The sequence below is a fragment of the Streptomyces sp. SDT5-1 genome (assembly GCF_052245995.1).
Classification (GTDB): Bacteria; Actinomycetota; Actinomycetes; order Streptomycetales; family Streptomycetaceae; genus Streptomyces.
In genome coordinates this window covers 4,097,663-4,110,435 of the sequence record NZ_CM125963.1, presented here as the reverse complement: position 1 = coordinate 4,110,435, position 12,773 = coordinate 4,097,663, and the positions used below count along the sequence as shown (strand labels likewise).

Here is a 12,773-nt window from a genome sequence, read left to right as displayed (position 1 = left end):
CAGGTGCGGGGCGAGATGCAAGGCGAGGCGTGAATCGGTGAACGTGCTGGACATCCTGCTGCTCGTCGCCGCCGTGTGGTTCGCCGTCGTCGGGTACCGCCAGGGCTTCGTTGTCGGCATCCTCTCGGTGATCGGCTTCCTCGGCGGGGGACTGGTCGCGGTCTACACGCTGCCGCTGCTGTGGGACGCGATCACCAGCGACGCGGAGGTCACCACGACCGCCGCGGTCGTCGCCGTGGTCGTCGTCATCGTCTGCGCGTCCGTGGGCCAGGCCTTCACCACGCATCTGGGCAACAAGCTGCGCAGATACATCACATGGACCCCGGCCCGCGCCCTCGACGCGACGGGCGGCGCGGTGGTCAACGTGGCGGCGATGCTCCTCGTGGCGTGGCTGATAGGTTCCGCGCTGGCCGGCACCGCGCTGCCCACGCTCGGCAAGGAGGTGCGCGGCTCGAAGGTGCTGCTCGGCGTCTCGCAGGCGCTTCCGGCGCAGGCCGACACGTGGTTCGCGGACTTCTCCTCGACCCTCGCGCAGAACGGGTTCCCGCAGGTCTTCAGCCCGTTCGCGAACGAGCCGATCGCCGATGTGAAGCCGCCGGACCCGGCCCTGGCGAGCAGTCAGGTGGCGCTCAGGGCGAAGCGTTCCATAGTCAAGGTCGTCGGCCAGGCGCCCAGTTGCGGCAAGGTCCTCGAAGGCACCGGTTTCGTCTTCTCGGACCGCCGCGTGATGACGAACGCGCATGTGGTCGGCGGCGTCGACGAGCCCACCGTCCAGATAGGCGGGGAGGGCGTGAAGTACGACGCGAAGGTCGTGCTCTACGACTGGCGGCGCGACATCGCGGTCCTGGACGTGCCGGCCCTCAAGGCGCCCCCGCTCCAGTTCACCGACACCGACGCGCAGCGCGGCGGCGGCGCGATCGTCGCGGGCTTCCCGGAGAACGGCGCGTACGACGTCCGCCCCGCGCGCGTGCGCGGGCGCATCACGGCGAACGGCCCGGACATCTACCACCGGGGCACGGTGCGGCGCGATGTGTACTCGCTGTTCGCGACGGTCCGTCAGGGCAACTCCGGAGGACCGCTGCTGACCCCGGACGGCCGGGTCTACGGCGTGGTGTTCGCCAAGTCCCTGGACGACTCGGAGACGGGGTACGCGCTGTCCGGTGACGAGGTGGCCCCGGACGTCACGCGCGGTCGCACGGCGAACCAGCAGGTCGACACGGACGCCTGTGCGTTGTAGCCGGTGGGAGCGGGGCGGTCAGCCCCGGCTGCCGTGCCGGATGCGGGCGGAGACCCAGCGGGCCCTGCGCCGCAGAATACGAGGAATGCCCAGCCGGGGATCGTGCGCCGCGAAGCCGTCCGGCGCCCCCCTCTGGGGTGTGCCCAGCGTCATCGCTGGGCGGCGAGTGCGTGCTGCGTCACTGTAGTCGTGCGTCCAGCCCATACCCCGACGTCTGCCCCTGCCCCATGGTCGGTAACCACCCTCACGCTTCCCAAATTGGCTTATGCGCCGGGCAATTGGCCGTTCGAAGCACAGGCGTTCCCCCTGTCGTACCCGCACCGAACAGGGCTCACCGGTCCGGTTCGGGATCCTTCAGCCAGTTGACGAGTTCCTTCGAGAAGGCGACCGGGTCCTCCTCGTGCGGGAAGTGGCCGAGGCCGTCGAAGAGGCGCCAGCGGTAGGGGGCCTCCACGTACTCGCCGGAGCCCGCCGCGCTGCGGGTGCGCATCACCGGGTCGAGCGAGCCGTGCAGATGGAGCGTGGGCACGCGCACGGGCCGCTTCATGCGCCGGTTGAACTGGATCCCGTCGGGGCGCGCGAGGGAGCGCACCATCCACCGGTACGGCTCGATCGAGCAGTGCGCGGTCGACGGGATGCACATGGCCTGCCGGTACGTCCGCACAGTGTCGTCGTCCGGCTGGTTGGGCCCCGACCAGTCCCTGACCAGCTTGCCGACGAGTTCGCCCTCGTTGGCGAGCAGCTGACGCTCGGGCAGCCACGGCCGCTGGAAGCCCCAGACGTACGAGCCCGAGCGGGACTGCCGGTAGTCCGCGAGCATCGCCGAGCGCCAGCGGCGCGGGTGCGGCATCGAGGAGACCGCGAGCCGGCGCACCAGCTTCGGCCGCATCACGGCGGCGGTCCAGGCGAGATATCCGCCGAGGTCGTGCCCGACGAGCGCGGCGTCGGGCTCGCCGAGGGAGCGCACCACGCCGGTGATGTCGAGCGCGAGGTTCGCCGGGTCGTAGCCCCGCGGCGTACGGTCGCTGCCGCCCACCCCGCGCAGGTCCATCGCCACGGCCCGGAAGCCCGCGTCGGCGAGCGCGACGAGCTGGTGCCGCCACGTCCACCAGAACTGCGGGAAGCCGTGCAGCAGCAGGACCAGCGGCCCGTCGCCCATCTCCGCGATGTGGAAGCGCGCGCCGTTCGCCGCGACGTCCCGGTGGAGCAGCTTGTGCTCACCGGGGACGTCGAGCAGTACGGAGGATGCGGGCGGCTGGGCCGAAGGAGTGGCGGGGTCCGTCATGAAGACGAGCGTGCCACAGCCTCGATGGCCTTCGTGTCATGGCCGTCCGCGGTCACCTCACGGGGGTGCGGCTTGGCGTTCTGGAGTACGCCCGCCGTCTCCTTGAACGAGGCGGCCGTCTTCTGCGGTCCCTTGCCCTTCGCGGCCTTCTTCGCGAAGACGACGCCGACGAGGCCGAGCAGACCGGCGATGAGGCAGCTCGCTGCGAACGAGAGCAGGAAGCACCAGGCGAGGTTCCAGCCGCCCTCGCCGTTGTGCCCGCCGGTCCACGCGTTGATCCCGTACGCGAGCGCGAAGCTCAGCATGGGCAGCGAGAAGGTGAGGACCACCCCGGCCGCCGCCAGCGCGCCGCCACTGACGGCGCCTCGCTTCACATCCCGCTTCAGCTGTGCCTTGGCCAGGGCGATCTCGTCGTGCACCAGCGCGGACATCTCGGCCGTCGCCGATGCGAACAGCTGGCCGATGCTGCGTTCGGCGCCGACCGGGCTGTCGTCGGGTGCGCTCATCGCGTACTCCCCTGTTCTTCTGTGGCTGCTTCGGATGCGCGTACTGCGCGGACTCTCCGTCAGATCATGCCGGACGGTCGTCCTGGCCGCCTGCCCCGGCCGCCACTTGCGCACGCCTGCGGTGTTCCGCGGCCTTCTTCTCGTAGATCTCGGCCATCCGCAGGTGGTACTCCGGATTGTCCTCTTCGTAGATGTCGGGGACACCGGAGAGGTCGTCGTCGCGGTTCTCCGCCTCCCACAGGGCCCGGTACTTGGCGTTGCGGACCTTGAGCAGCACCGTGGAGATGACCGCCGCGATCAGCGAGCCCATCAGCACGGACGCCTTGATCTCGTCGGTGAGCACGGGGTCGTCGGTGAAGGAGAGTTCGCCGATCAGCAGCGAGACCGTGAAGCCGATGCCGGCGAGCGAGGCGACCGCGAAGACGTCGGGCCAGGCCAACTCGTCGGAGAGCGAGGCCTTCGTGAAGCGGGCGGTCAGCCACGTACCGCCGAAGATGCCGAGCGTCTTGCCGACGACGAGGCCGAGCACCACGCCGAGCGTCTCCGGGGTGGTGAACACATCGCCGAGCGCCCCGCCGGACACCGCGACCCCGGCGCTGAACAGGGCGAACAGCGGCACCGCGAGCCCGGCGGAGAGCGGCCGCACCAGGTGTTCGATGTGCTCGCCCGGCGACGTCTCCTCGCCGTCCTCGCGGTGGCAGCGCAGCATCAGACCCATGGCGACACCGGCGATGGTGGCGTGCACGCCGCTGTTGTACATCAGGCCCCAGATGACCACGGCCAGCGGCACGTAGATGTACCAGCCGCGCACGCCCTTCCTGATGAGCAGCCAGAAGACGACGAGGCCGACGAACGCGCCGCCGAGCGCGGCGAAGTTCAGCTGGTCGGTGAAGAAGATCGCGATGATCAGGATCGCGAAGAGGTCGTCGACGACCGCGAGGGTCAGCAGGAACGCGCGCAGGGCGCTCGGCAGCGACGTGCCGATGACGGCGAGGACGGCGAGCGCGAACGCGATGTCGGTGGCGGTCGGCACCGCCCAGCCGGCCGTCGATCCGCCGCCCGCGCTGCTGACCACGACGTCGACGATGGCCGGCATCGCCATGCCGCAGAGCGCGGCGACGACCGGGAGCGCGGCGGCCTTCGGATCGCGCAGATCGCCCGCGACGAGCTCGCGCTTGAGCTCGATGCCGGCGACGAAGAAGAAGATCGCGAGCAGTCCGTCGGCGGCCCAGTGCTCGATGGAGAGGTTCAGGCCGAGCGCGTCGGGGCCCATGTGGAAGTCGCTGACGGCCTCGTAGCTGGAGTGCAGCGCCGGAATGTTCGACCAGACGAGTGCGGCGACCGCGGCGACGAGGAGCAGGACTCCGCCGACCGTCTCCGTGCGCAGCGCGTCGGCGACGAAGGTGCGCTCGGGCAGGGAGAGCCGGCCGAATGCCTTGCGGCCGGTCTTGTTCTTGGGCGCGCTCACGGGGGAGACCTCCAGTCGGGTACGGCTGACTGCATTGCCGACCAGACTTCCCGGCGCACCCTGATGGATCTCTGTCGCGTCCTTGACGCGACTTTTACCCTACAGGGTGTCCCGGCCTGCATGGCGATCACGGAGATCGCGTGGTGATCGTCACCCTATGCGCGAAACGGGCACCCGGCGCGCTCGCCGGATGCCCGTCCCTGCGACCGCGTGGCCGTACGAGGATCAGTCCTCGCTCGACGCCGACGGCAGCTCGGCCTGGATCAGGTCCATCACCGAGGAGTCGGCGAGCGTGGTGACGTCACCCACGGCCCGGTTCTCCGCGACGTCGCGCAGCAGGCGGCGCATGATCTTGCCGGAGCGGGTCTTGGGCAGCTCGGCCACCGGCAGGATCCGCTTGGGCTTGGCGATCGGGCCGAGCGTGGCGCCCACGTGGTTGCGCAGGTCCGCGACGAGCGACTCGTCCTCGGCGTTCGCGCTGCCGCGCAGGATGACGAAGGCGACGATGGCCTGGCCGGTCGTCTCGTCGGCGGCGCCGACCACGGCGGCCTCGGCGACGGCCTCGTGTGAGACGAGCGCCGACTCGACCTCGGTCGTCGAGATGTTGTGGCCGGAGACCAGCATCACGTCGTCGACCCGGCCGAGCAGCCAGATGTCGCCGTCCTCGTCCTTCTTGGCGCCGTCACCGGCGAAGTACGTGCCCTCGAAGCGGGACCAGTACGTGTCGATGAACCGCTGGTCGTCGCCCCAGATGGTGCGCAGCATCGACGGCCACGGCTCGGTGAGGGCGAGGTAGCCGCCCCCGCCGTTCGGCACCTCGTGGCCCTCGTCGTCGAGGACCGTCGCGGAGATGCCGGGCAGCGGGCGCTGGGCGGAGCCCGGCTTGGCCTCGGTGACGCCCGGCAGCGGCGAGATCATGATCGCGCCGGTCTCGGTCTGCCACCAGGTGTCCACGACGGGGCACTTGTCGGCGCCGATGTTCTTCCGGTACCAGACCCAGGCCTCGGGGTTGATCGGCTCGCCGACGGAGCCGAGCACGCGCAGGCTGCTGAGGTCGTACTTGGCGGGGATCTCGTCGCCCCACTTCATGAACGTACGGATCGCGGTCGGCGCCGTGTAGAGGATCGAGACGCCGTACTTCTGCACGATCTCCCAGAAGCGGCCCTGGTGCGGGGTGTCCGGGGTGCCCTCGTAGATGACCTGCGTCGCGCCGTTCGAGAGCGGCCCGTACGTGATGTACGAGTGGCCCGTGACCCAGCCGATGTCGGCGGTGCACCAGTAGACGTCGGTCTCCGGCTTGAGGTCGAAGACGGCGTGGTGCGTGTAGCTGGCCTGCGTCAGGTAGCCGCCGGAGGTGTGCAGGATGCCCTTCGGCTTACCCGTCGTGCCCGACGTGTAGAGGATGAAGAGCGGCTGCTCGGCGTCGAAGGCCTGAGGCGTGTGCTCGGCGGACTGGCGGCCGACGAGGTCGTGCCACCAGATGTCGCGGCCCTCGGTCCACTCGACGTCCTGCTCGGTGCGCTTGACGACGAGGACGTTGTCCACCGATACGCGGGTGAGCGCCTCGTCGACGGCCGGCTTGAGCGCGGACGGCTTGCCGCGCCGGTAGCCGCCGTCGGAGGTGATGACGACCTTGGCGTCGGCGTCCTCGATGCGCTTGGCGATGGCGTCGGCGGAGAAGCCGCCGAAGACGACGGAGTGCGCGGCGCCGATGCGGGCGCAGGCCAGCATCGAGATGACGGCCTCGGGGATCATCGGCAGGTAGACGGCGACCCGGTCGCCTGCCTGCACGCCCAGCTCGGTCAGCGCGTTCGCGGCGCGGCTGACCTCGTCCTTGAGCTCGGCGTAGGTGATCGCGCGGCTGTCGCCGGGCTCGCCCTCGAAGTGGATGGCGACCCGGTCGCCATTGCCGGCCTCGACGTGGCGGTCGACGCAGTTGTACGCGACGTTGAGCTTGCCGTCCTTGAACCACTTGGCGAACGGCGGGTTCGTCCAGTCGAGGGTCTCGGTCGGCTCGGTGGCCCAGCTGAGGCGGCGGGCCTGCTCGGCCCAGAAGCCGAGCCGGTCAGCCTTGGCCTGTTCGTACGCCTCGGCCGTGACGTTGGCGTTCGCGGCCAGGTCAGCGGGCGGCGCGAAGCGTCGCTCCTCCTTAAGAAGGTTGGCCAGGCTTTCGTTGCTCACGACGCTTCTCCCATGCAGTGTTTGTGTCGGAGGCGACCGTTGTGTCCCAGGCCACAGCTCATCAGACCTCGACCCCTGGTGACAAGGGGGGTCCGCGAAATGGTTTAGACCTGTATGCGCGGGGCTCCCGACCAGGTCGGGAGCCCTACGGTCTCATCTGTTGCACGGACGGCGGAAAGGGTTGGTTCAGGCCCGCGTGGCGTCCCGCTCCTCGCGGCCGTCCTCCAGGGTGCCTGCCGCGACCTGTCCGAAGACGGGGTCGGTCTCGGCGAGCAGATACGCCTGCGCCTCTCCCACATGGAAGTACATGCCGTGCAGTTGGAGCGTCCCGCGCTCCAGGGCGCGCGCCACGCACTCGTGCTCCCGCAGGTGCTCCAACTGCTGGACGACATTGGTCAGGCAGAGCTGCTCGACCGCGTCGGCCGGCGCCCGCCCGGCGAGCCGCGCCCACGGCACGTCCGTGTCGGTCATCCGCGCGAGGCTCGGCATCCCGTGCCGCAGCCAGCGCTTGAGCGGGGTCTGCGCGCCCCCGCTGGGCGGTGTGCTCAACAGCGCCTGCATCGCCCCGCATCCGGAGTGCCCGCACACGGTGATCGACTGCACCTTCAGCACGTCGACGGCGTACTCGATGGCGGCCGCGACCGAGTCGTCCGCGCTCTCGGCGCCGGGCAGCGGCACGAGGTTACCCACATTCCGTACGACGAACAGGTCGCCGGGGCCGCTCGACGTGATCATCGATGTGACGAGCCGGGAGTCGGCGCAGGTGAGGAACAGCTGGGTGGGCTGCTGGCCCTCGCGGGCGAGCCGGGCCAGCTCGTCGCGCACCAGCGGCGCGGTGTCCCGCTGGAACGCGCTGATCCCGCCGGCCAGCGGATGCGGCCGCCCCTCGTGCGCGTGGTCCTGCTGGGGGCGGTCGCAGTGGTGGTTGCGCCACGGCGTCCACGGTCGGCAGCACGTGTGGCTCGCGCGCGCGGGTTCGGCGATCCGGCCGCCGCCCCGCCCGGTGACCTCGACGCGGCCGCCCTGCGTGGTGTGCGACTTCTGCCAGTCCTGGAGCGCCTCGTACGCGGCGTGGTCCATGAAGGAGCCGTCGAGCTCCACGACGCAGCCCGCGCCGTGCGGCACCTGGTGCAGGACGCGGCTGAGCCGGGGCACCGCGAGGAACGTCAACTGCCCGCGTACGCGCACGTGGTGGACGCCGCGCGCATCCACCTCGTGCGTGATGCGGGTGCGCGCGAGGCGGTGCAGCGCGACGCCGACGGCGACCGCGACCCCGAGCCCGACGCCCTCGAGCACGCCGAAGGCGACGACGCCGAGGGTGGTGACGGCGTAGACGAGGACCTCGCGGTGGCGGGTGACCGTGCGGATGTTGTTCAGCGACACCATCTGGATGCCGACCGCCATCACCAGGGCGGCGAGCGAGGCGAGCGGGATCAGCTCCAGGACGGGGACCAGAAGCAGCGTGGCCGCCACTACCCAAACGCCGTGCAGCACCGAGGAGTTCCCGCTGACGGCGCCCGCGTTCACGTTCGCCGTGCTGCGCACCGCGACACCGGCGACGGGCAGGCCGCCGAGCGATCCGGAGACGATGTTCGACGCGCCCTGGGCGAGCAGCTCGCGGTCCAGGTTCGAGCGGCGCATCGAGGGCGGCAGGTCGTGGCGCTTGGCGGTCATCTTGTCCACGGCGACCGCGCCGAGCAGCGACTGCACGCTGCACACGAGCGTGGTGGTGAGGACGGCGGCGACGAGGCCGAGCACGGGCCCCTCCGGCAGCCCGGCGAGCGCGTGGCTGCTCCAGGAGGGCAGGTCGACCTCGGGCAGGCTGAGCCCGAGCAGGGCGGCGGTGACGCTCGCGGCGGTCACGGCGATGAGTGCGGCCGGCACCTTGCGGGCCCAGCCGCCGATCCGGCCGGGGATGCGCGGCCAGGCGAGGAGCACGGTGAGCGTGAGGGCGCTGACGCCGAGGGCGGCGGGCTGGGCGTCGGCCAACTGGGCCGGCAGGGATGCCACGTTGGCGAGGACGGAGCTGTCGGGGTTGCCGCCGAGCACGATGTGCAGCTGGGCGACGGCGATGGTGACTCCGATGCCGGCCAGCATGCCGTGCACGACGGCGGGGCTGACGGCGAGGGCGGTGCGGGCCACCCGCAGGCAGCCGAGGCCGAGTTGGGCGATTCCGGCGAGGACGGTGACGGCGCAGGTGGTGCGCCAGCCGTAGCGCTGGATCAGCTCGGCGGTGACGACGGTGAGGCCGGCGGCGGGCCCGCTGACCTGGAGCGGGGCTCCGCCGACACAGCCGGCGACGATGCCGCCGACGGCGGCGGCGACGAGGCCCGATTCGAGGGGTGCGCCGGTCGCGAGGGCAATGCCCAGGGAGAGCGGCAGGGCGATGAGGAAGACCGCGACGGACGCGGAGAGGTCGGCTCCCGCGATGCGGAAGCGGCGGGGCGTGGGTGGGGGACTGTGCGCGGTGCGGGCGGCGTCCGAGGGCTCGCCCGTCCGGCCGGAGTCACTGGTGTGGGTGGATACGCAGGCTGACATGGTTCCCGTCTCCTCCGGGGTGCAGCGCGGTCGCGGAATGTGGGGGACCCCTGTGCGGTGGGTGGGGTCGATCGCGGCCGTGGTTCACGGCGTGCAGCGGCGGGATGAAATCAACACTCGGTAAATGAATCGTAATGCAGAGTAAAGCTTGTGTCCGGACTAAAGGGGCAAATGGGTCAGCTGTTCACGCTCAGTAGTGAATAAGGAAGCTCGTCGGCTTGTCGGATTAATTCCGTTCGGCCTCCGTGCCACGGTGGCGGCGCTGCCCGTACATAGCGGGCATTCCCCTCTTTTCACCCCCAGGAAGAAGGTGGGCGGAAGATGGCCGCCACCCCCAGGACCGCCGTCACGCGGCTCGCCGCGGGCATCACCGCCCTCGCGGCCTGTGTCGCGGCGCTCGCAGGCTGCGCCACAGGAAAGCAGGCCGAATCCGGGGCGCACAGCCCCGAGAAGACCAAGCCGCGCCAGGGCGCGCCCGGTCCGAAGAAGGCCAAGCCGCAGAACCCGGTCAAGCTCATCGGCGACGGCTCGACCGCGTACACCGGACGGCAGCCGAATCTGCCGCGGGTCGAGCGGCTCGGACCCGGCCGGAAGCCGCCGCAGTTCGTGGTCTTCTCCTGGGACGGCGCGGGCGAGGACAGCCAGAAGCTGTTCTCGCACTTCCGCAAGGTCGCGCAGAAGAACGACGCGACCATGACGTACTTCCTCAGCGGCGTGTACCTGCTGCCCCAGTCCAAGGCGGCCGAGTACCACGCCCCGCAGCACACGGCGGGCCGCTCGGACATCGGCTTCAACGACACCAAGGGAATCAAGGACACCGTCGAGCAGCTGCGCGGCGCCTGGCTCGAGGGCAACGAGATCGGCACCCACTTCAACGGCCACTTCTGCGGCAAGGGGGGTGGAGTCGGCGAGTGGTCCGTCGCCGAGTGGAAGAGCGAGATCCAGCAGGCCAAGTCGTTCGTGAAGTCCTGGAAGACGAACGCGGGCCTGAACCGCTCCGCGCCGCTGCCCTTCGACTACGACAAGGAGCTCATCGGCGCCCGGACCCCCTGCCTCGAAGGCAAGGAGAACTTCACCCGCGCGGCGAGCCAGATGGGCTTCCGCTACGACACCAGCGGCGTCAACAACCAGGTGTGGCCCACCAAGAAGAACGGCCTGTGGGACCTGTCCATGCAGCTCGTCCCGTTCAAGGGCCACTCCTACGAGCAGCTGACCATGGACTACAACTTCATGGTCAACCAGTCCGGCACGGCCACCCAGGGCGACCCCGCCAAGCGCGAGTTCTGGGGCGACCAGATGCGCGACAGCCTCCTCGCCGGATTCGACCGCGCCTACAAGGGCAACCGCGCGCCGCTCGTCATCGGCAACCACTTCGAGTCCTGGAACGGCGGCACCTACATGCGCGCCGTCGAGCAGACGGTCGAGCGGGTCTGCACGAAGCCCGAGGTCCGCTGTGTGTCGTTCCGTCAACTTGCCGACTGGCTCGACGCGCAGGACCCGAAGACGCTGAAGAAGCTCGGCCGCCTCGGGGTGGGCGAGGCCCCGAAGCAGGGCTGGGCGTCCTACCTCGGCGGCAAGGGCGCCCCGGCCCCGAAGGGGGTCCCGGGGGCCCCGGCCGCCACGTCGTAGCCACCGCGCGGCCCTCGCTCAGGCGGGGGCCGTGACGCTCTCCCGCAGCACGAAGCCGGGGTCGACCTGCGAGGCCAGGTCGGCCCCCGTCCTCTCGTTGCCCCAACTCTGGGCGTTCTTCAGGTGGAAGTGGACCATCTGCCGGGTGTAACGCTCCCAGTCGCGGGTCTCGTACGTGGCGTCGACCGCGTCCTGAAGGGCCCGCAGGGACGCCTTGTTGGCCTCCTCCAGGAGCTCGAAGCGCGGCGGGCGCCCCTTCTCCATGGCGCGCACCCAGTCCGAGTGCCCGACCGTGACCAGCAGGTCGTCGCCGACCTCGGCGCGCAGGAACTCCAGGTCGTCCTCGTCCCGCACCTTGTTGCCCACGACCTTCAGGGCGACCCCGAAGTCCCGTGCGTACTCCTTGTACTGGCGGTAGACCGAGATGCCCTTGCGGGTCGGCTCGGCCACCAGGAACGTCATGTCGAAGCGGGTGAACATGCCCGACGCGAAGGAGTCGGAGCCCGCGGTCATGTCGACCACCACGTACTCGTCGCGGCCGTCCACGAGGTGGTTCAGGCACAGCTCCACCGCTCCGGTCTTGGAGTGGTAGCAGGCGACACCGAGGTCGGCCTCGGTGAAGGGCCCGGTGACCATCAGGCGCACGGCACCGCCGTCGAGTTCCACGGAGCGGGCGCACGCGTCGTACACCGGGTTGTTCTCGCGCACCCGCAGCAGCCGGGAGCCCTCGCCGGGTGGCGTGGTCTTGATCATCGTGTCGGCCGAGGCGATCCGCGGGTTCGAACCGCGCAGATAGTCCTTGATCAGGGGCAGTCGCGCCCCGAGCGCGGGCAGCTCGCCCGCGACGTCCTCGTCGAGCCCGAGCGCGGCCCCGAGGTGCTGATTGATGTCGGCGTCGACGGCGACGACCGGGGAGCCGGTGCCGGCGAGGTGGCGGATGAACAGCGAGGACAGCGTGGTCTTGCCACTGCCGCCCTTCCCCACGAAAGCGATCTTCATGTTCACGAAGGGTATCGGTGCCGCCACTGTGCGTGTCGAGGTCGCGTGAAGAAGACCACTCCTTCGTGGGGCGGCGGCGCACGGCCCGTAGGGTCGTACTCATGAGTACGACAGCCGACCCCCTCGCCGCCCTGGCCGACCTGCCGGGCGTGGCCGATTCCGTGGACTCCGTGCGCAAGGCCGTGGACCGGGTCTACGGGCACCGGGTCATGCGGCGTCGCAGCAACGAGGTCACCTCCGAGGCCGCGCTGCGCGGGGCGCGCGGCAGCGCGGCGCTCTCCGGCGCCGACTGGCCACTCGAAGAGGTGCGCAGGCGCACCGACTTCAGCGGCGCCGACGGCGACCCGGAGGCGCCCACGGTCGGCGCGGCCCTGCGGCTGACCGCGGAGGCCGGTCAACTCCTGTCCATCTGGCGGCAGTCGCCCCTGCGGGTCCTCGCGCGCCTGCACCTGGTCGCGGCGGCCGACAAGAGCGACGCGGTGGGCCGGCCGCGGCTCGCGGGCGAGCCGGTCGACGAGCCGCTCGTCGAGCTTCCCGTACCGGACGCCGATGAGGTGGCTGGCCGCCTGGAGGGCCTCTCGCAGCTCGTCATCGCCGGAAGCACGGCGCCGGCCCTGGTGAGCGCGGCCATCGTGCACGGCGAACTGCTCGCCCTGCGGCCCTTCGGCTCGCACAACGGCCTGGTCGCGCGCGCCGCCGAGCGCGTCGTCCTGGTGGGCAGCGGTCTCGACCCGAAGTCCATCTGCCCGGCTGAGCTGGGCCACGCCGAACTGGGCCGGGCGGCCTACGCGGCGGCCCTCGAGGGTTATGTCTCCGGTACGCCGGAAGGGATGGCGGCCTGGATCACCCACTGCGGCAAGGCGGTCGAGCTGGGCGTCAGGGAGTCCACGGCCGTCTGCGAGGCGCTTCAGCGGGGCGCGGCCTAGCCCC

General features: G+C 70.8%; 10 protein-coding genes. 3 read left to right on the top strand and 7 right to left on the bottom strand.

Annotated features, from left to right (window positions below):
- The first annotated feature begins 37 nt into the window (after positions 1 to 37).
- Positions 38 to 1,237 (top strand): MarP family serine protease, encoded by a 1,200-nt coding sequence (locus ACTWJ8_RS18950; protein ID WP_356387206.1) that lies wholly within the window; start codon positions 38 to 40, stop codon positions 1,235 to 1,237.
- An 18-nt stretch (positions 1,238 to 1,255) separates the two neighbouring features.
- On the opposite strand, the gene ACTWJ8_RS18945 is transcribed toward ACTWJ8_RS18950, so the two are convergent.
- The 6 genes from ACTWJ8_RS18945 to ACTWJ8_RS18920 form a co-directional block, all read right to left on the bottom strand.
- Positions 1,256 to 1,441, bottom strand: coding sequence for a hypothetical protein (locus tag ACTWJ8_RS18945; RefSeq protein WP_356387209.1), 186 nt, complete (start codon positions 1,439 to 1,441; stop codon positions 1,256 to 1,258).
- 127 nt (positions 1,442 to 1,568) lie between these two features.
- On the bottom strand, positions 1,569 to 2,522 hold the full coding sequence (locus tag ACTWJ8_RS18940; RefSeq protein WP_356387212.1) for an alpha/beta fold hydrolase: 954 nt from the start codon (positions 2,520 to 2,522) through the stop codon (positions 1,569 to 1,571).
- Positions 2,519 to 3,028, bottom strand: coding sequence for a phage holin family protein (locus ACTWJ8_RS18935; RefSeq protein WP_356387214.1), 510 nt, complete (start codon positions 3,026 to 3,028; stop codon positions 2,519 to 2,521). Before ACTWJ8_RS18935 ends, ACTWJ8_RS18940 begins: the two co-directional genes overlap by 4 nt.
- Positions 3,029 to 3,092: 64 nt before the next feature.
- A complete protein-coding gene (gene nhaA / locus ACTWJ8_RS18930) occupies positions 3,093 to 4,496 on the bottom strand; it encodes a Na+/H+ antiporter NhaA (protein ID WP_443264622.1) in 1,404 nt (467 codons plus the stop codon).
- A 225-nt stretch (positions 4,497 to 4,721) separates the two neighbouring features.
- Entirely contained in the window at positions 4,722 to 6,677 is a 1,956-nt protein-coding gene (acs, locus tag ACTWJ8_RS18925) for an acetate--CoA ligase (RefSeq protein ID WP_356387220.1), read from the bottom strand.
- Positions 6,678 to 6,863: 186 nt separating this feature from the next.
- Entirely contained in the window at positions 6,864 to 9,215 is a 2,352-nt protein-coding gene (locus ACTWJ8_RS18920; protein WP_443264620.1) for a bifunctional SulP family inorganic anion transporter/carbonic anhydrase, read from the bottom strand.
- A gap of 321 nt (positions 9,216 to 9,536) precedes the next feature.
- Here ACTWJ8_RS18920 and ACTWJ8_RS18915 point away from each other — a divergent pair, with 321 nt between their 5' ends.
- Positions 9,537 to 10,844, top strand: coding sequence for a hypothetical protein (locus tag ACTWJ8_RS18915; protein ID WP_443264619.1), 1,308 nt, complete (start codon positions 9,537 to 9,539; stop codon positions 10,842 to 10,844).
- An 18-nt stretch (positions 10,845 to 10,862) separates the two neighbouring features.
- On the opposite strand, the gene ACTWJ8_RS18910 is transcribed toward ACTWJ8_RS18915, so the two are convergent.
- Positions 10,863 to 11,843: a nucleotide-binding protein gene (locus ACTWJ8_RS18910; protein WP_443264617.1), complete on the bottom strand. Its 981-nt coding sequence runs from the start codon at positions 11,841 to 11,843 to the stop codon at positions 10,863 to 10,865.
- Positions 11,844 to 11,944: 101 nt separating this feature from the next.
- On the opposite strand from ACTWJ8_RS18910, the gene ACTWJ8_RS18905 reads away from it, so the two are divergent.
- The gene (locus tag ACTWJ8_RS18905; RefSeq protein ID WP_443264616.1) at positions 11,945 to 12,769 is read left to right on the top strand and encodes an oxidoreductase; all 825 of its coding nucleotides are present in this window, start codon (positions 11,945 to 11,947) and stop codon (positions 12,767 to 12,769) included.
- Positions 12,770 to 12,773: the final 4 nt, after the last annotated feature.